The organism is Rufibacter ruber, assembly GCF_014138425.1.
In the GTDB taxonomy this organism is placed as follows: domain Bacteria; phylum Bacteroidota; class Bacteroidia; order Cytophagales; family Hymenobacteraceae; genus Nibribacter; species Nibribacter ruber_C.
This window is the reverse complement of the sequence record NZ_JACJIQ010000001.1, coordinates 399,258-418,440: the sequence shown is the minus strand read 5'-3', so window position 1 is coordinate 418,440 and position 19,183 is coordinate 399,258. Positions and strand designations below refer to the sequence as shown.

The 19,183-nt window shown below is 50.3% G+C and carries 11 protein-coding genes; 5 read left to right on the top strand and 6 right to left on the bottom strand.

Translation table 11 applies throughout. The features are described from left to right. Positions 1 to 37: 37 nt before the first annotated feature. Together FHS90_RS01645 and FHS90_RS01640 are read left to right on the top strand one after the other, a co-directional pair. Positions 38 to 1,144, top strand: a complete 1,107-nt coding sequence (locus tag FHS90_RS01645; protein WP_182511320.1) for a S1 family peptidase — start codon at positions 38 to 40, stop codon at positions 1,142 to 1,144. Positions 1,145 to 1,333: 189 nt separating this feature from the next. Next, positions 1,334 to 1,870, top strand: a complete 537-nt coding sequence (locus FHS90_RS01640; protein WP_066839840.1) for a hypothetical protein — start codon at positions 1,334 to 1,336, stop codon at positions 1,868 to 1,870. 345 nt (positions 1,871 to 2,215) lie between these two features. Here FHS90_RS01640 and FHS90_RS01635 read toward each other — a convergent pair whose 3' ends face one another. Then, positions 2,216 to 3,058 (bottom strand): energy transducer TonB, encoded by an 843-nt coding sequence (locus FHS90_RS01635; RefSeq protein ID WP_182511319.1) that lies wholly within the window; start codon positions 3,056 to 3,058, stop codon positions 2,216 to 2,218. 332 nt (positions 3,059 to 3,390) lie between these two features. Here FHS90_RS01635 and FHS90_RS01630 point away from each other — a divergent pair, with 332 nt between their 5' ends. Next, positions 3,391 to 5,499, top strand: coding sequence for a carboxy terminal-processing peptidase (locus tag FHS90_RS01630; protein ID WP_182511318.1), 2,109 nt, complete (start codon positions 3,391 to 3,393; stop codon positions 5,497 to 5,499). A gap of 82 nt (positions 5,500 to 5,581) precedes the next feature. Here FHS90_RS01630 and FHS90_RS01625 read toward each other — a convergent pair whose 3' ends face one another. From FHS90_RS01625 to FHS90_RS01610, 4 genes are all read right to left on the bottom strand, one after another. Beyond that, positions 5,582 to 6,745 carry a trans-sulfuration enzyme family protein gene (locus FHS90_RS01625; RefSeq protein WP_182511317.1) on the bottom strand — a complete coding sequence of 388 codons (1,164 nt, stop codon included), beginning with the start codon at positions 6,743 to 6,745 and terminating at the stop codon, positions 5,582 to 5,584. 651 nt (positions 6,746 to 7,396) lie between these two features. Further along, positions 7,397 to 8,311, bottom strand: coding sequence for a PorP/SprF family type IX secretion system membrane protein (locus tag FHS90_RS01620; protein WP_066838894.1), 915 nt, complete (start codon positions 8,309 to 8,311; stop codon positions 7,397 to 7,399). A gap of 129 nt (positions 8,312 to 8,440) precedes the next feature. Then, a complete protein-coding gene (gene ggt / locus FHS90_RS01615; RefSeq protein ID WP_182511316.1) occupies positions 8,441 to 10,153 on the bottom strand; it encodes a gamma-glutamyltransferase in 1,713 nt (570 codons plus the stop codon). A gap of 149 nt (positions 10,154 to 10,302) precedes the next feature. Continuing rightward, positions 10,303 to 14,448, bottom strand: coding sequence for an Ig-like domain-containing protein (locus FHS90_RS01610; protein WP_182511315.1), 4,146 nt, complete (start codon positions 14,446 to 14,448; stop codon positions 10,303 to 10,305). 506 nt (positions 14,449 to 14,954) lie between these two features. Between FHS90_RS01610 and FHS90_RS01605 the strand changes: the two genes are divergently transcribed. Continuing rightward, positions 14,955 to 15,989, top strand: coding sequence for a hypothetical protein (locus tag FHS90_RS01605; protein ID WP_246386553.1), 1,035 nt, complete (start codon positions 14,955 to 14,957; stop codon positions 15,987 to 15,989). Positions 15,990 to 16,313: 324 nt separating this feature from the next. On the opposite strand, the gene FHS90_RS01600 is transcribed toward FHS90_RS01605, so the two are convergent. Next, on the bottom strand, positions 16,314 to 16,781 hold the full coding sequence (locus FHS90_RS01600; protein ID WP_153042846.1) for a hypothetical protein: 468 nt from the start codon (positions 16,779 to 16,781) through the stop codon (positions 16,314 to 16,316). A 205-nt stretch (positions 16,782 to 16,986) separates the two neighbouring features. Here FHS90_RS01600 and FHS90_RS01595 point away from each other — a divergent pair, with 205 nt between their 5' ends. Then, positions 16,987 to 17,979, top strand: a complete 993-nt coding sequence (locus FHS90_RS01595) for an aldo/keto reductase (protein WP_182511313.1) — start codon at positions 16,987 to 16,989, stop codon at positions 17,977 to 17,979. Positions 17,980 to 19,183: the final 1,204 nt, after the last annotated feature.

Here is a 19,183-nt window from a genome sequence, read left to right as displayed (position 1 = left end):
CAATTAAGACAGGCACCCGGTCAGGGTGTATTCATATATGAGTGACAGGGAATTATTTGAATTAATGGAGCGGTACCGCCAGCACCAGGTAACCTCCGCCGAAAGGCAGGAACTGGAAGAGCGCCTGGCCACTGACCCCCTATTTGCCCAGCGGGTGCAGGACTTTGAGCTGCTGACCTCCTCTTTACAGGCGTATGGCAAGCAGCAGGAGCTGCGCCAGAAGCTAAACAGCCTGCACCAGGAGTGGAGACAGGAGAACCCCGCCAGCGCCCCGGCCCCGGTACGCCGCCGCACGCCCATGCAGCTTTTCATGCGCCGGTACGCCGCCACCATGGGGGTAGCCGCCACGGTAGCTATTGTCACGGTGTTCAGCGCGCTGCTGGGCATGGAGATGTGGCGTTCAGCCACCAAGCAGCAGGCAGCCCGCTATGTAGAGTTGAGACGGGAAGTAGACGCGCTCAAGCGCAAGCAGAACGCCCTTCTGCAAGACGCCACCGCCACCCCTAAAGCCAGCGCAGTCAATCCGGGCCAGTTCACCGGCACCGGCTTCGCCCTTACCTCAGACGGGTACTTTGTCACGTCTTACCACGTGATTGAAGGCGCAGACTCTCTCATGATTGAGCACAAGAACGGGCAGAAATACAAAGTGGAAGAGATTTATTCAGACCAGATCAGAGACCTGGCCCTGCTACGCGTGGCAGACACCACGTTTGACGGATTTGGGAAACTGCCGTACTCTTTCAAATCTAAGGAGTCTGATTTAGGCGAGCGCGTTTTCACCCTGGGCTACCCAAGGGAAGACGTGGTGTTTGGCGAAGGCACCCTCAGCTCCCGCTCCGGCGTTTACGGTGACACCGCTTCTTACCAGATCTCTATCCCGTTGAACCCAGGCAACAGCGGCGGACCGCTGCTAGATGACCGCGGCAACATGATTGGCGTAATCAGTGGCAAAATGCTGGGGGTAGACGGGGCGGCCTTTGCCGTGAAATCTGCCTATTTGCTGAGCCTGCTGGAGCAACTGCCCAGCCACCGCCTTCCGCAGCCGGTTAACCTGCCTAAAGTAAATAACCTGGCCGGCACCAGCCGCCCGCAGCAGCTCAAGAAACTGCAAGACTTTGTGTACATGGTCAAGGTGTACAACTAAGAGACCTACTATTCCCTGATGGCAAGAACGCCTGCGGTAAACCGCAGGCGTTCTTGTTTTATGTCAACCAGCAGATGTAACTAATACCAAACGTTTTCGTTTAGCTAATCTCTGATGTTCAGTTTGCTGGATTTAACCAGCGCATCAAATACCACTATGTTACACCTTCTAAATATTAAACAACGAGCTATGGAAAACCATCATGGAAACACCGGTAATTCCCGTATGATGACGGGAATGTTTAGAGATAGAGACAGTGCTGAACGTGCCTACAACGCTTTACACAGCCGCGGCTACAGCAAAGATGATATTAACGTGATCATGAGCGATGAGGCACGCAAGCGTCACTTCGCAGATGGCCATGAGACTGAACTGGGGAACAAAGCCCTGGAAGGAGCCGGAGCCGGTTCTGCCATTGGTGGTACCCTGGGTGCCATTGTGGGGGCTATTGCCGCTATTGGTACTTCTGTTGCCCTGCCTGGCCTGGGTCTGGTGATTGCTGGTCCGTTGGCAGCTGGCCTGGCTGGTGCCGGTGCCGGTGGTTTGACGGGTGGCTTACTAGGTGCCCTGGTGGGTTCTGGTATTCCGGAGGAACGTGCTAAGACGTATGAGTCTGGTATCAAAGAGGGTAACATTGTGATGGGCGTAACCCCACGTACCGCTGAAGATGCAGACTACTTTGAAAACGAATGGCGCACCCACCGCGGTGAGCACATTTACCGTTAACAGGTAATCCTGAGTAACAGAAAGTCCCCGGTTCTTAATGAGCCGGGGACTTTTTGCGTTTAGCCTGTTTCTCTTTGTCTTATGCGCTGCAAACCGGCCTCAAAAGAACCTGACATTGCGGTTGCCTCGCACCATAGCGCTGCTAGGCTGCTCTAAAAACACTACAGAAGAACCTTATGCTCCCCGTTTCGCCAGCAAAATCAATCTGTACACAAGCGCCTTCCCTGGTTCGTTCTGTCTTGGGTGAAGCCACCCTTCTGTTTTCGGCCTGTTTTTCTGAAAACAGGCCGAAAACAGAAGGGTATCCAATTGTATATTTTTCTGGGAGGCCAAACCCGTTCCCTGTTACTTTAGCTCCAGCCTGATGGGGAGGGTCATGCGTACGGGCACGGCCCGTCCGTTCTGGATACCTGGTTTCCAGCGGGGCATTTTTGACAGCACGCGCACCACCTCCTCCTCGGTGCCGTATCCCAGCCCTTTCAGGATAGAGATATCTGTAAGTTCACCGGTAGGGCTCACCACAAAGCTGGTGACCACGGTTCCTTCCACGCCCTGGCTCTGGGCTGCCCTGGGGTATCTGAGGTTTCTGCCTACAAAGTCCATCAGTTTTTTCATTCCGCCCTCAAATTCCGGCATATCCTGCACGCTAATGAATATTTCAGTTTTCTCCGGGGCGGTCCCTGCCCCTTCACCAGTGCCGCCGGTGCCTGGCCCGGTACCCGCCATGGGGTCATCTATCCTGCCCAACCCATTGCCCTCAGAAGTTACCGTAGAAGCATTGGCGGTCTTCAGGTCTTCCTGCGTAGGGATCTGCTCGTTCCTCACCAGCTGGTCCTGCTCTACTTTATAGGTCACATTTCTGATGGTCTTGCCCGCGGGCTTGGGGCTGGCTGGCTCCTGCTGCCTCACCGGTTCAACTTTTTCTTCTATTTTGGGGAGCTGTACTGAAATCATTTCTCTTAGCCTTGGCTTTGTCTCAGGAACTACCGCCCTGTCATCTTCCCCAAAAAGTTTGGTCCCTATCACGGGTAAGCTGATTAACAGGGTAGAAAGGGAGACGGCCATGAGCAGGGCCTGGGACAAGTGCCGGTGGTACAACCTGCGTAGCAGGTAAGCGCCATAGGCTTTGTTTCGCCCGTCAAAGATCATGTCCAGGAGGGTGGCTTGTGGTGCGGTTTTGTTTTCCATGGCGGTAGTGGTTTAAGTAGACAAATGGTTTCTGTTTCGCATAAGATGTCTGCCCCGCTTAATTTCCATAACCTGGCCAATTATAATTTTATCGTTTACCTACAGTTTATGCTTCTATGAAAGCTGGTAAGAAACAAATAGCTTTAAAATTCTGTTAAAAAGGGGAACAGGAATGCTGAAAAATCAATGCTTCTGCTTACTTTGAGTTCTTCTACAAATTAAAGTCTGTTCTCACACCTTTCAACGCCACTTTGCGTTTAAGAGAAAGTATTCCCCCAGAGAAACGGCACTACTTTTGTACATATATTTGCTGACTTTATTTAAATCTAAATATGTTCTCCTTCAAGACGAAACTGGTTGCCTACAGTACTGCTGCCACAGTGGTATTTGGCATCGCTTCCTACAAGCTCCTGGAAAAGGACGGGGTGGCCCGGGACCAGAAGAACGAGGTACTGACCAAGGTACTGGTTCAGGGACTGAGCTCGGCCCACTACTCCCCGGAGCGGCTGGATGATGAATTTTCAAAACACGCCTTTGACTTATACCTGGAGCGCCTGGACTACAACAAGAAATTTTTGCTGCAGCCAGACGTGAACCAGCTCAAAACCTACCAGACCCAGCTGGATGATGAATTCAAAAACGGGTCGTTCAAATTCTTTGACCTTTCCATGTCCCTCTTCAAGAACAGACTGAAAGAGGCGGAAGGCTATTACAAGGAAATCTTAGACAAGCCCTTCAATTTTGACCAGGACGAGACCATTGAGGTAAAACCGGAGAACATCAAGTTTGCCGCCACGCCTGCCGCTTTGAAAGAAGAGTGGCGCAAATACCTTAAATACCAGGCGCTGATCAGGGTGGCTGACGCCGTAGACAGCCAGGAGAAAGCAGACACCGCCGGTTCAAAAGAACCCAAGAAGAGCCTGCCTGAGATTGAGGCAGACGCCCGTAAGAAACTGCGGGAGAATTATGACGACCTGTTCAAACGCATGAACCAGCTGGAGAATGAAGACTGGCGCTCTACGTACCTGAACTCATTTGCCAACGTGTATGACCCGCATACTGAATATTTTGCCCCGAAGGAGAAAGAGGATTTTGATTACGAGTTCTCCGGCCGCTTAGAGGGAATTGGTGCGGTGCTGCAGGAGAAAGACGGCTTTATCAGGGTTTCTGAAATCACCCCGGGCAGTCCTTCTTATCTGCAAGGAGACCTCAAACCCGGTGATTTGATCCTGAAAGTTGCCCAGGGCGACCAGGCGCCGGTTGATATACAGGGCATGCGCATAGACAAGGCGGTGAGCCTGATCAGAGGCAAAAAAGGCACAGAAGTTCGCTTAACGGTGAAAAAGGTAGACGGTACCATGAAGGTGATCTCTATCATCAGAGATGTAGTGGTACGGGAAGAGGGCTATGCCAAATCTCTGTTGATCAAAGGCGCCAAACCAATTGGCTACATTCACCTGCCGGGTTTCTACGCTGACTTTAAAAACGCCGGGGGCCGCAACAGCGGCAAAGATGTGGCGGAGGAAATACAGAAACTGAAGCAGGAAAACGCCCAAGGAATCATTCTGGATCTGAGAAACAACGGCGGCGGTTCGTTGCAGGACGTGGTAGACATGGTAGGGCTTTTCATCAAGTCTGGACCGGTGGTACAGGTTAAATCTGCCAACGGCCCGGCGGCAGTGCTGGAAGACCGTGACCCGCAGGTACAGTTTGGCGGCCCGCTGGTAGTGTTGGTGAATGAAAACAGCGCCTCGGCCTCTGAGATTCTGGCGGCCGCCATTCAGGACTATAAGCGCGGGGTAATTGTGGGTTCCTCTACCTATGGCAAAGGAACCGTTCAACAGTTTTTTGATTTAGACCAGGTTTTGCCTGCTTCTTTTGACGCGGTGAAACCACTGGGCCACTTAAAACTGACCACCCAGAAATACTACCGCATTTCTGGTAAAACGGTACAGTTACGCGGGGTTACCCCAGACGTAACGTTGCCAGACACCTACACCTATCTAAAGTATGGGGAAAAGGAACAGGACTACGCGTTGCCGTTTGATGAGATTCAGGGAGCCAAATTCAGCGCCTGGGGCAGCCCCGCTGTTCCTTTTGAGAAGGTGAAGGAATCTTCTAAGAAGAGAATCAACAGCAGCCCTACGTTCTCCTTAATCAACCAGGCCGCTTTACAGCTTAAGGAAAGAACCGAACAGTCTACCCGTTCCCTTAAACTGAGTACCTACCTGGCGCAGGAACGTGCTAATCAGGCGCAGGCCAAGAAACTGGAAGATGCCCGTAAAACCATTCCTGCCCTTGATGTAGCCACTTTGAAAGTAGATGTAAGTAAACTGGCGGCAGACACTGCTGCGTCGGCCCGTTTTCAGGCCTTTACCCGCAACGCTAAGAAAGACTTATATATTCAAGAGGCGGTTTCTATCATCAAAGATATTTTATAGACCAATGAACCTTCTGGCAAAAACGCCGCTCTGTTTAGAGCGGCGTTTTTTGTTTGTTTTCTAAAAAACAGGTCAGAAACAGCTACGGGTACATTTGCGCAAACGCCTGCTCCAGATCTTTTATCAGGTAGTCTGCATCTTCCAGCCCAATATAAAACCGCACCAGGTTAAACAGACCAGTTGCGCTGAAAGAATCAGGGTCAACGGTAGCCGCCACCGGAAAGATCAGGGATTCATGCCCGCCCCAGGAGGCGGCCATCAGAAAATGCCGTAGACTGTCGCAGAACCGCTCTATCACCTTCAGGTCTGTTGTGTTCAGCCGAACAGTGAATTGGCCGGTATTGTTTTTCATCTGGGCTTTTGCTAGCTCATACTGCGGGTGCGACGGCAGGAAGGGCCAAAGAATCTCGGCTACTTCTTTCCGTTGTTGAAGATATGCCACCACTTGTCTGGTGGTTTGGGCCACGCGCTCCATTCTCACCGGTAAGGTTCTGAGTCCGCGAATGAGGAGCCAGGCCTCATGGGGTGACAGCACCGCCCCCAGGGTCATGTACTCCGACTTAAAAATACGGTGAATGGCTTCGCGGCTGCCGCACACTATACCACCCATGGCGTCACTGTGGCCGCCAATGTATTTGGTGGCGGAGTGAATGACCAGATCCACTCCCATTTGTGCCGGGTTCTGGAACAACGGTGAGGCAAAACTGTTGTCAATGACAGTGCAGACACTATGTTCCCGTGCTATGGCAGTAACCGCGCGTATATCCTGCAGCTCAAAAGTAAAGGAGTTGGGGCTCTCCAGATAGTAAAGCACTGTATTGTTTTGGGTGGCTCTTCTAAAATTTTCTGCGTCTGTGCCGTCAACCATTGTTACCTCCACGCCAAAGCGCGGAAGAAATTTCAGCATCAGACTATTGGCCCAGGTGTAGGGCTTTTTGATGCACACTATATGATCTCCCGCTTTCACCCGGGAAAGAACCGCCGCAGACACCGCTGCCATGCCGCTCCCAAAAGCAATGGCCGCTTCTGTTCCTTCCAGAGCCGCTATTTTCTGCTCTAACATGACTACCGTGGGGTTCTTGCCCCGGGTATAGAATGCAACCTCTGTCTCATGTTGCAGCGCATGGCGCATGTCTGCCACTGTTTTACAGGCGAAATTCCCGGTCTGAAAAACGGGGGGCGCAACTGCATTCAAATAAGACTCCCGGTTTTCGCCTAATTCATTAATGATGAAGGAGAGGTCCATAAACGGTTTTATTAGAATATCTTCTACTCCTCATAAGCTGAAAGGGTTTGGGTGGCACATACGGTAGGTTTACCCCTTGATTGGACTCTATTGCGGCACGTAACCAGCTGGATAACGGCCAACCATTTGCCTTTTCCTGTTTTCGGCCTGTTTTTGAAAAAATAGCCCAAAAACAGGAAAACCCGCTGGACCTGCTCCTATCTGCTGCTCTCCTCCCCCCACCGTGTTTAAAGCAAAGCCCCTGATAAGAGCGTGTATCATTATGTATTTATTTATACGCCCCACTAGCTGGGCACAGTTCTGCCGAAGTTGTTTCTTAAGCTTTTACCGGTACCGCAGAGGCGTAAAAAAATAAGGGCAAGGTTCCTGCAATGGCATTTGTGGCGCAAAGAAATAATTGACCCAGAGAACCTCAGTGGTGCGTTCCCCATTTACTTTCTGGATGGGTTAACATGGCGCAGGTGTAGGCGCTCGCCCCTGTTTTTGGTCTACTTTTCCAAAAACAGGCCAGAAACAGGAAGCCCGTCTACCCTTACCGCACCAGCAGACGCCTGGCCATGGAAAACAGAGTACTCTAAACTTCTTTTAGTTTTAAATGCCAATAAAAAAGGCCCACCGTAGGGTGAGCCTTTTTATGCGGTTCAAAAGAAATTAAAACCTGAAACGAAGGTTCGCCTCTACCTGTGGATCAGGCTCGTACCCGTTTTTGTCTTTGGTCAGATCATAAGAGCCCAGAAAGGAAACCCTTTCAGAGATATTGACTCCGCCCATGATGCTCCAGGGTGCCTGTTGCCCAGAGAATTGTCCACCGTTGCGGTGGGTGGCCCCCAAAGACAGGAACTTATAGGTGGCGAGCGCACTGTACTGCTGCCCAAACTCGCCTCCTTTCAGAGGTTTGTCAAAGAAAACAGAAGGGGTGATACTGAACTCGTCTGCCAGCTCTAGCTTATAGCCTGCGGTTAAAAACACCTCCCGCACGTCTTCCCGCTCAGCAGTTTCTGTTAAGTTGAAGTTGGGCTGCAGCAGAGAGGCAAAGGTGGCCCCGGCATAAAAATTACGGATATTCAACCATACCCCAACGTCTACATCTGGTCTCAGGTCATTGTCATGCCCCACCATCTGCTCTTTCACAGGAAGGCCCCTGGTTGCTTCAGCCAAATCAATATTAAGGTATTTTGCTGAGAGCTGGGTACCAACCCCAATGCTGCTATACTCCCCTAATCTGAACCGCTTGGCATACGTCAGCCCTAAACGGCCTAACCAGTAAGGCCCAAACTGGTCATACACGGCTACCACGCCAATCCCGTTTCTGGTGGTATCTCCTACTGCCCCCTGGTAATGGGCAATGACAGACAGCGGCGAGGTGCTTCCTTCTTTCTTGATGGAATTCAAGTGGGTGTTCAGTCCAAACTCACGCTTGCCCTCAGACCCTGCAAAGGCAGGGTTAAGGTAAAAGTAGTTTTGCTGGTAGAGTCTGGGCAGCGTCATACGGTGCTTCTCTATCTGCGCCTGGGCTACTCCTGCCATTAGCAGAAAAGCAACCACCAAAATTTGCTTTAGCTTCATTTTTAATCCTGTATTAAAGGGTACTCTGTCTTTGTAGTTAGACGGTCTTAGAAAGGTTACAATTCTATAAGCTTTAGATGGAGGGATAACCGAAGCCTGCTTCTTAAAGTTCACATTTTTTGCCTTGGTCTAATAACCGGCGGCGGCATCATCGCCTCTGGGGTCTGCCCCTCCCTCCCAGGAACCGTTTGGCAGTCGTAAAATGCCGTCTACACGACCTATGGCGCTGCGCCCCTGGAACTGGTGCCCGCGCTTCTGCAGCTCTTCCCGCACCTGGCTTGCAATGGCTTTTGGCTCCGGCTCAATTCTATCTGGCAGCCACTGGTGGTGGAACCTGGGGGCGTTTACTGCTTCCTGCATAGTCATGCCATGCTCCAGCACGTTCAGCACCGTTTGAAACACTGAGGTAATAATGGTGGAACCGCCAGGCGTACCTACCACCAGGTGCAACTGACCCTCTTTCTCTACAATAGTAGGGGTCATGGAACTGAGCATGCGCTTACCGGGGGCAATGGCGTTGGCTTCGCCGCCAATCAACCCAAACATGTTAGGAACCCCGGGCTTTGCGCTAAAATCATCCATCTCATTGTTCAGCAGGAAACCCGCCCCTTCTACCACCACTTTAGAACCATAATTCCCATTTAAGGTGGTGGTGATGGAAGCTGCGTTACCCCACTTGTCAACAATGCTGTAATGCGTGGTCTGGTCACTTTCATAGGCCAACAGCTTTCCAGCCATAATCTGATCTGAAGGAGTGGCGTTTTGCATTTGCAGGGAAGACATACGCTGCCTTAGGTAGGCTGGCGCTAGGAGTTTGTCAACGGGTACCTGAAAGAAGTCCGGGTCTCCCAGGTAGGTGGCGCGGTCAGCATATACCCTTCGTTCTGCCTCCACCATCACGTGAACTGTATTAGCCGATTGCCACCCCCAGCCAGACAGGTCATAGGGCTCCACCATTTTCAGCAACTGCACCAGGGCAACACCTCCGCTGGAGGGCGGGGGCATGGATATTACTTTATACCCTTTATAAGAACCGGTAACCGGCGTTCTCCAGACTGACTGGTAATTCTTCAGGTCCTGGGCTGAAATAATACCGCCGCCGCGGTTCATTTCTTTCACCAGTAAAGTAGCTGTTTCACCTTCATAAAACCCAGCTCTCCCGTTGTCCCGGATGCGCTCTAACGTCTTTGCCAGCTCTGGCAACGGTAGTACATCTCCCTGCTGCCATGGTTTCTCCCGCACAAGATGGGTTGGAAATTTATTGGCACGTACAAATTCTTCTTTGGTCTGGTTTAACCCACGGGCCTCCTTCTCGGTGAGCACCACGCCTTTCTGGGCCAGGTCAATAGAAGGCTGCACCACCTCGGCCCAGCTCAGACTCCCCAGCTTCTGGTGCATGGTAAACAGACCATCTACCGCGCCCGGAACCCCCACGGCTAAGTGCCCCAGGGTACTGGCATCTGGGCGTACATTGCCCTGGGCGTCTAAGTACATATCACGGGTTGCCGCTGCGGGCGCCTTCTCTCTGTAGTCAAGGGCTCCTATCTCACCATTGTGCTTACGGTAGACCAGAAAGCCACCGCCTCCAATATTTCCCGCCACCGGAAAAGCGACGGCTAAGGCAAACCCGGTGGCCACGGCCGCATCATAAGCGTTACCTCCCTTTTTAAGAATCTCCAGTCCAATTCTGGTAGCCTCCGGGTGGGCGCTGACCACCATCCCGTTAGCACCCACGGCCCCCCTGGTTGAACCGGCAGCCGGCTTAGGGGTTTCTGTGGTGCGGCAACCGCCCCATAACAAGGAGAAGACCAGGAGGTACGAGACTAAAAATCGGGTTTTCATGTTTCGGGTCTATTTTATGTAAAAGAGCTGAAAAACAACTTTAGAGAACCAACAAAATCAAATACAGGCGCTAAAGTAAAGCAATAATTAGCGCATAAAAAAAGGCCAGCCGAAATGGGACGGCTGGCCTTTGAAGAGAATACGGACAATTAGTTCTTCACAATTCTGGTTTGGTAGGTTTGCCCCCCCGTCTGAACTTTTACTACATACATACCGGCGGCAGCTGTACGGAGCTTACGGCTCAGTTGGTTGTTCAGGGTTAGTTCTGAACCAACGGCTTGCAGGATCATTTCACCCCGTACACTGTACACCTGTAAAGTAAGGTTATTCTGTGTGCCCAAAGAGGCAGGAAGTTGCAAAGTAGCCGCCCCACTGGTTGGGTTAGGGCTTACCCCAAAGTTACCAGCCAGAGCATCTGCCACCCCCAGCGGCGTATCATCATTCTCTATAGTGTAAACAAACGTTTTGGCGGTTCCAATCTCCTGGTGGCTCCCTACAGCTGTGATCTCAAAACTGATGGTTTCATTTTCTTCTATCACCAGATCGTTGACAGGTGTCAGGATGAAAGAAGCGGTGGTCTGCCCGGCAGGTACCGTCAAACTGATAGCATTATTATTGACGGCTGGCGTGGTGGTGTAGTCTGTAGTGTAGGCTACTCCGGCACCGTTGGTAACCGTGAGGGTAATTGTCTGGCTCACCGGGCTTGGCTTGTTCATAGACAACTCTACCGTTTGGCCTCCTAAACGCTCCTGTTTAGAGGCTGAGGCGGCCACAAAAGAAACTGTGGCTTTGTCATTATCTGTGATTTTAAGGCCCGCTGTTTTCAGTGTCCCGATGGTCAACAGGTTGCCTACCTCCACAATCTCCAGATCAAGTGTTTCGTCTAACTCTACTTCGGCATCATCTGTGATGTTAATGTCAAAGGAAACAGAGGTGGCGTTGGCCGGAAGCGTAAGGGTGACCACGTCATTGGTAGCTGCGGGCGACAAGGTATAATCACCGGCGGAGGCAGAACCGTTACCGCTTACCTTCACTTTAATGGTTTGCTCAGAAGCAACCGCCTCGGCCACATTCAAGGTAATGGTGGCTTTGCCCGCTCCCTCTGCCTTGGTTTGGTTGGCCTGGGCAAACGTTACCAACGGAGTGCTGGAAGTGAAGGCAAATCTGGCAGAAATTGGAAGATGGTCTGAGGTGGTGCTGGAATAATTAGTCACATAGGTTCTTGGATCTTCAATGGTGATGGAACTAGCCACATAGTCATCAATTAATTCATTCGAAATGATAATGTGGTCCAGGAAACTATTTGAGCTTGGGAAAGTAGAGGCACCGGCCGCGCTTAAATCATAGGTCAAGGCTTTATAACGGGCAGCATCTTCTATCATAGACTGGTAGGTACTTGGGTAACCGGTTCTTATTGACTTGGCAATATCATCATTGTAGTCTCCTAAAATAACAATGTTGGCGTTGCCATAATGGGCGTTTAGAGAGTCAGTTAATACTTGAATATCTACTTTTCTGCGGTCATAGTCATCTGGTTGCCCTCCAGATTTGGCATGAACGTCAATTACGTGCAAGCGCTGGGTTTTACCGTTAATGGTCACGTCAAAAATCCCCAGATACGGCAAGCGGCCAGATGACCAGAAACTGTCATTTATAAGAGTAGTTTTCTTAGCCACGGCATCTCTATACAGATTTTCAAACATCACTCTGAAGGAAACAGGTTGTACAGTGGCAGTATTGTAAATGAAGCCTATCTTCTGAGCGGGGAATGGGTCTGTGCTAGTGTTTGGTTTGATGGAATATGAATATACTGGTGAGATGCTCTTTGCATACGTACCTGGCAATTTGGCTATCATTTCATCCAGGGCAGACTCATCACTGATCTCTTCTACCCCAACAATATCCATGTTCATTTTCTTGAACACCTCTGCAGCATTTTCTATTTGCAACGTTCTGTTTTTAGGTCCGAAACTTCCTTCAATCTGTGTTCCATTACCAAAGAACTGCATGTTGTAAGCGGCAATGTCAAAAGTCTCAGATTTTGGAAGGGAGTTTCCAATCAATGTAATTCCCTCTTCAGTAAGAGAAGAACCTGCAAATGAAATTTTTCCAGTGATCAACATCTCTTTTGTTGTAGGAGCAAATACCACTGAAATGTTTTGTCCTTGAAGGGCGTCTGCTTCTTGCACCACTATGCTTTGCGCATAGGTATCTCCGCTAGCTTTTAGCTTAAAACCAGCTGGGGCGGTAACGGTGATATTTCCATTTCCTTTTGCATTGAAGGTAAACATTTGGGGAGCAGAAGTATTTCCGCTTACTACCTCCCCAAAATTCAATGAGGCAATTGGCAGGTTGTAATAGGCCGCTTTGTCTTCTACTTTAAAATTATCAATGGTCCATCTAGAAGAAGCCGTGGCCGTTGACGTATAGACGAAAGCCACATACACATTGGCTTGTTTGGGTAACTCTATGTTTGGAGAAATTGTCCAGATGCTGCTGTTTGAAGCCGGAAAAACGTTGGGTACCTCTGTCCAGGTGGCCACTTGAGGATTTCCTGAACCCGTGTAATTAGTGGAATACATCAATTTCAACTGATTACCCGCAAACGCTGAAATAGAGGCAAATTGCAGCACTGGGTAATTAGTAAAGCTTGCTAAATCTAAAGCAGGTGAAATCAACCAGTCTTCATTCACATTATTTGCCCCATTTACAAATCCATTGATTTGAGCTGCTTTATCTGGGGTGGAGGCATTACATCCGGTTAAACAAGTCTGGCCGAAGTTGGTGCTTGCCCATACCTGAGCACCAGATACGCTATACTGGCTCCAGCCGCTCTTGGTTAAGAAGGCAGGGTCATTGAAATCTTGTACATAGGGGTTATAGCTGCTTCCGGTCAAGGCCACTGTTACATTTTGAGCACCGGCCGAAGAATGGGTAATAGTTCCGGTATTTTCTGAGGTAGCTGTTGGAGCAAAGCGTACAAACACTTTTTCACCTCCATCTGCCTCCGCTTGGGTAAAAGAAATTGGAGTAGTCCCAAAAATGCCTTGTGCTGCGTTTTCACCTTTGGCTATCTGGTAAGGTCCTGTAACAGAGATTGTAATACTTTCAGTCAGGTTCCAAGCATCAATCTCATATGATTGCACAGGTGAAAAGCTATTCATTCCTGTTAACGGGAACGTCAGACTGCTAACAGCTGCAGATATACTTGGAGCCACTGGATTGAAGGTAGTGAACGTCCAGCTGTTCCCGGTAACCCCTCCAAAGAAATTTCCAGCCAGATCTTTAAAGGCATTATTGGCTACTGTGATAGTGTATACCGTGTTAGGAGCCAGCGTTATATCCCTTAGAATAGCTCTGTTCCCAGAGGTTTCATTGCCCTGGTCTTTGGTGCTCTTTGTCATAGAGCCTCCGTTCCAATTAAATGTTACCTCACCCGTACCCGCAACTATGGGTTCGTTAAAGTTTAAGATCAGATCAATCTTGGTATCAACGCCTGTTGCACCAGTGGCGGGAGTAGTAGTTGACAGAGTTGGTGCTGTATCATCTGTTTGACTACCAGCAGTAACTTGATTCCAGGTAGCACCAACTTTTATCGCATCAACCAGCAAAGTAGGTGCGTTTGAGGCACTTCCTTGTCTTAATGCAATAGTGCCTATATTGGCGGGGTCAGTTCCACCTGTGGCGCTAATGTAAGCCGTGGCAGGCTCACTTGCATTTAATGCTGGGTTTACAAACACCTGCACAACATCATTGGAGCTTCCTGAAACAAAAGAATGCTTTACCACTACTAGGTAAGTTCTATTTAGCTCTAAAACTTCTGTTCCGTAAGAAGGAGAAGTGGAGGAAATACTAGCGCCTAACACCAACCCTCCCGTTGCACTTTTAGCAAAAACTCTTGGCACGAAATTATTACCTAACGTAGCAGGCCCCAGATGCAGGAAATAATCACCTGCAGTTTGTACAGCTGAAAAGTTAACGAGGAAGGAAGTATAGAGAGCCCCTGACGTAAAGGAAGCCCCCAAGGATTTGCTGATGTCTTCCCCAGTTGAATTTAACTGTACAGCCCTTCCTACGTCTGAACCAATCAGGTTTAAATAACTAAGACCATTGTTCTGTACTTTGATAACATTGGTTCCACCACTACTATGAGCAGTCCAACCATTTTCTGTAAGGGCGACATCATTGTTATAAACAAAGTCCTCGTTAAAAGTTTGTCCCAACACATCACCACTACCTCCTAGCCAGAGACCAGCTATGAGAAGCAGACTTAATTTTTGTAAATGTTTAATCATAATTATTGGTTTGAGAGGAAATAACAGAGATAACCAGCATCATGAACAGCGTATGTTTGTGCAAGCTGGTGAGCTTCAGCTTTTATAAACAAAAGTAACTAATAGACTTATTCCCTATGTTATGCTTTGGTTATTTTTATTCTATCATATTGTCCATTCTAAAAATTGAAAGGAGGGTCTCAACCAGCGTCAGCCCCCATTCCCCTAGCTGGTTATCTTTTCACCTGGTAGTGTTTAGCCCTCTCAACTTACTTTTTACTATTTCTTTCTTGGTGTTAAGCGTTGGCTTTTCGCCAGCGTTTCTGGGCTACTTTTTAAAAAACAGCCCAGAAACAGAAATCCTCTAGCCAAAAGGCAAAGCATGCACGTATGCCTGTGACAAAGAGAGACCTATCCTCATTTTCATTACATAAAATACTTTATAAATAGCTGTATATCGGACACTTAAACTCACAAACAAATACTCGAAAATGCAACTCTGCCCCTCTGGAATTTGTTCTAAAAACATGAAGAAGGTGACAGATGAAAACGTGATTCCGCTCTTCCCAGAGGAGCCCCAAACCCAGGATTCTGCTTGGCGGAAGTCTATTCCCGCCCAGGTGTTCCTGAACTATTTTTTTGCCATTAACTACCATATCAACCATAGCCAGGAAACTGCTACTCTTCAGAATCAGGTATTTTTCCGGCAGCATGCCGCTGATTTGACTGAGCAGGACCTGCAGGCGCTTACCAAGATGCTCCACAACAGCTGGAGCACCGAGTATGCTTTAAGAGCCACCGCCGAACTGGGCGACGAGACTTACCTGCGAAACGCCCTGCACTGGACTTTTCCGCAGGCATATTATGCCGTGTTTGCCGGTCTGCAGGCGTTCCTGTACACCTTGGGCATTAAAACAAACCAGGAAGCGGTAATCAGAAGAGAAGCTGGCCGACTGGTGGTGAAAAACGCCTACTCCAGAACTATTGGTTTCTATGCGGCCGGTCCCTATCATGATTTCAGTATTCACAGGCTGCCTTTGGCCGGGTACAAGGCGGGCCTGCAGATAGCCGGGAAAGAGATAGAGGCGCAGGCGCAAATTGGCCAGTTTCTGAGAACCACCAGAAAATTGGCGGCCACCACCATTAGGCAGCAGGTACAGAACAACCCGGCTACCGCCATCAGGAGCAGCAAAACAGGCCAGGTGCTGGATAAATGGTCAGCACAGCACTGGCAGCAGATTACGTGGCGCATGGGGTATACTACCCTGTTTGACCTTTTAAGCCGACTGCGCATCTCCTCGTCTCACAAAGAAATAGACCGCTTTGTAGAGGCCCAGATTGATTTCAGGCTGTTTCATGAGTCTCTGCTTGAAATTGTGAGTTACCTGAACGGGATTCATGAAAGTTACGTGGCCAAAGCCATGGGCATAGAGAAGTACCGGCAGCTGGTGCAGGAGCTGCCCCCGCACCTACAAAACAGCTTTGTGGAGGCGCGTTTGAAAACGCAGGTAGGCCCACTGTTCCAAGGCGGCGCTACGCTGCAGTTAGCGGTTGCCGCATAATATTTAATAGCAGAACTTTACGCGCGGTTTCTGTTTTCGGCCTGTTTTATGAAAAACAGGCCGAAAACGTTTATATTCTTCCCCTTGTCAATGGAGTGTTGCCCGCTGCTTTTGTGTCTTTAAAGTAAAAACGGCTTAGAGCTTTCTGTTGTATTTAGGGGCGCCGGCGTGCGCTTGTGCGGCAAGGGCTGACTCGCCCTGTTTTAAGGCTGTTTTCAGAAAAACAGCCCTAAAACGGCGGCAAAAGCGCACGCCTACGCGCTATAAACGCTTCCAGAGAGAAAGAGGGGGAAACTCTAAACCGGTTCTTATTCTAGCACCAGATTATTCATGGCTGAACCGCTCAATTTTAACACCTTTCGCCCCTGCTTCTTTCAACGCCTCCTCGGCACAGTGCCTGATCTGGTTTAATTTCAGGGCATGGCCCTCAAACAAGGCCAGAACTTCAGGGGCAACAGAGGCAGGGTCTGCGGCGGCCTGCATTTGCCCCGCCTGCTCAATGGTAAAGCACAGCGCTTTGATCTTCTCGCCTTTGAACCTCACCTGCGAAGCATTGAACTTGATCAGGTTCTGCTTGAGGTAATCCCGTACAAAGTCCCCCTCGTCAATGTCTGTCTCGGCCAGCCGCACCACTTCCTGAAAGCTCCGTTTGTGCAGAAACTCCTTCAGGGTGGGGTGCAACGCCTTCCTTATGTCGGGGTCGCTGATTTGGTGGGCGTAGATTAAAATGTTGAAAATCCAGCGAAGGGTGCCGTCATTCTCTTCAAAAATCAAGTTCAATTCACATTTCATAGTTTTCGTATTGGGGGATCAACCTTGTCTTAAACGGGCAAAAGGCGGCAAAGATTAAAACGGCCCGCCAGGCACCGTGCACACCCCCCGGGTATACCTTGGGCAACCACCCCTTCGGCATCATTTTCTGAGGGCCAATCGTTTTCTTTAAAATGCGTAAAATGGGAACAACAGTCCTTTTGCAGCAGCTTTAAACCCAGTACTTATGGAATTCAGAAAAGTAGGAGCAACAGATTTAGAAGTATCAGTATTAACGTTTGGCGCCTGGGCCGCCGGCGGCTGGATGTGGGGCGGGACCGAACGCCAGGAAGCCGTAGCCGCCATCAAAGCAGCCGTTGACCACGGCATGACCTCTATAGACACCGCGCCTATCTACGGCCAGGGCCTGAGCGAAGAGATAGTGGGCGAAGCCATCAAAGGCATCCCGCGCGACCAGGTGCAGATCCTGACCAAATTTGGCATGCGCTGGGACTTGGCCCAAGGCGACTTTGCCATGCACAGCCAGGACAACCAGGGTAACCCCATTGATGTCTATAAATACGCGGGCCGCGAAAGCATCATCAAAGAATGCGAAGACAGCCTGCGGCGCCTGGGCACTGACTACATTGACCTCTACCAGATACACTGGCCAGACGTGACCACGCCCATTCAGGAGACGTTTGAGGCGGTGGCCCAGCTTCTCAAAGAGGGGAAAATACGGCAAGCCGGCGTGAGCAACTACAGCGTGGCCCAGATGCAGGAGGCTGAAAAGTACGTGACCTTGGCCTCCAACCAAGTGCCCTACAGCATGGTGCACCGTAACATTGAAGCCGATGTGGTGCCCTATTGTCTGGAAAACAACAAAGCCATTCTGGCCTACAGCCCCCTGGAGCGCGGCCTTCTCACCGGCAAAATCAAACCCGGCCACCACTTCAACGAAGGCGATCACCGCGCTCAGTTACCCGTCTACCAGCCAAACAACCTGGAAAAGGTGAATCAGTTCCTGGACAAGATCCGGCCGCTGGCCGAAGACAAAAACGCCACCCTCGGCCAATTGGTATTACGCTGGACTATTACCCAACCCGGCATCACCATTGCCCTGGTGGGCGCCCGCAACGCCGGGCAAACCATCCAGAACGCCAAAGCCATGGACCTGCACTTATCCCCTCAGGAGCTGGCTTTCATCACCAGTGAACTTGACAAACTGGAATTAGCATAAATCAGGAGCCATTCCTTCTGTTTTGGAGCTGTTTTCAGAAAAACAGCTCCAAAACGCCTTTAATTAAAAGGCCTCAGGAGATACCCCTTCTCCTGAGGCCTTCTGTTTCTGGCCTGTTTTCAGCAAAACAGGCCAGAAACGGGAATTGGAACAGACGCCGCAGGTTCTCCGGATGGCATGGGGTGTCAGGAGCTGGCGGAACTGCGGGAGCAGGCGCCATAAAACCCACCCCAACCCCTCCCGGGAAGGGAATATCGAAGTGAGTCCTGAGTCTTGAGTCCTGAGTCCTTTCTTTTTGTCCCTAGGCAATTCAGTACGAATGAAGCAGCAATGCCTGGTTGGGCTGCCGCGCCGCGAGAGCAGCCAGAGACCGCCCATCATTTGTAGGCACGCGTCTGGAGACTCACGCCAGCGGGTGAGTATCAGCTGGAGTTAGAAGGCACGGAAGTAACTTCCGCGCCATAGAGGGCAGAAGAAGCAGAAGTAATGTGAGGCTGCCGCCCCATGGAAGCTGAAAGCTTCCACCACCATAGGTCCAAGTTGGAAACTTGAACCAGAGAAAGCGGCAGGCAAGCAGCAATGAACAATCAACGCTTCTGCTGGTGGCACCTCTGTTAATTAGCACTTCTGCCCCTGGCTGATGTGCGCAGCACGGGCTCGTCTCAGGCTAGCGGAACTACAGCACTAACCTGCAAACAATCTACATCAAGAAAAGCAATAGCTGCAATGGAACCTAAACCAGTCCTGGGGGTGAGCGCCTCTGTTAATACGGTGCCGCTCCAGCGGCAAGGCCGGAGGGCCTAGTTTTAACAGCAGTGCTCACCGCCAGGACGGGGCCCCGCGGCCGTGAGCGCTTACCGGAGGCAATGCAACAGCAACGGGATTTCGCACCGGAGCAAACGCCAAAGCCATGGGAAACAGCAGACCACGTGTTCCTAAAATAACGGCACTGCAGCAAGCGGCAAAGCCAAGGGAACAGCGAACTACACATTCCAACAGCAGCAGTAATGGAACAGAATAGACTATGAGGCACCGCATCAAACTCCCCCGCCAAGGGAACAACTCACTACGCATTGCCACTGCTGCAACCGAAAAGCCCGCTCATACGGCACAGCATCAAAGGTTACATTCTCCGCTACCCATGCTGACTGCAACCGGAGCAACCCTGAACGCCTGGGGTGCGGAAAAAAACATTCCCCTTTCC

Excerpts from the sequence above, each read along its gene's own strand:
- FHS90_RS01620 (WP_066838894.1), bottom strand. The coding sequence starts at position 8,311 with ATGAAGCTAAAGCAAATTTTGGTGGTTGCTTTTCTGCTAATGGCAGGA.
- FHS90_RS01625 (WP_182511317.1), bottom strand. The coding sequence starts at position 6,745 with ATGGACCTCTCCTTCATCATTAATGAATTAGGCGAAAACCGGGAGTCT.
- FHS90_RS01645 (WP_182511320.1), top strand. The coding sequence starts at position 38 with ATGAGTGACAGGGAATTATTTGAATTAATGGAGCGGTACCGCCAGCAC.
- FHS90_RS01640 (WP_066839840.1), top strand. The coding sequence starts at position 1,334 with ATGGAAAACCATCATGGAAACACCGGTAATTCCCGTATGATGACGGGA.
- ggt (WP_182511316.1), bottom strand. The coding sequence starts at position 10,153 with ATGAAAACCCGATTTTTAGTCTCGTACCTCCTGGTCTTCTCCTTGTTA.
- FHS90_RS01610 (WP_182511315.1), bottom strand. The coding sequence starts at position 14,448 with ATGATTAAACATTTACAAAAATTAAGTCTGCTTCTCATAGCTGGTCTC.
- FHS90_RS01595 (WP_182511313.1), top strand. The coding sequence starts at position 16,987 with ATGGAATTCAGAAAAGTAGGAGCAACAGATTTAGAAGTATCAGTATTA.
- FHS90_RS01600 (WP_153042846.1), bottom strand. The coding sequence starts at position 16,781 with ATGAAATGTGAATTGAACTTGATTTTTGAAGAGAATGACGGCACCCTT.
- FHS90_RS01635 (WP_182511319.1), bottom strand. The coding sequence starts at position 3,058 with ATGGAAAACAAAACCGCACCACAAGCCACCCTCCTGGACATGATCTTT.
- FHS90_RS01630 (WP_182511318.1), top strand. The coding sequence starts at position 3,391 with ATGTTCTCCTTCAAGACGAAACTGGTTGCCTACAGTACTGCTGCCACA.
- FHS90_RS01605 (WP_246386553.1), top strand. The coding sequence starts at position 14,955 with ATGAAGAAGGTGACAGATGAAAACGTGATTCCGCTCTTCCCAGAGGAG.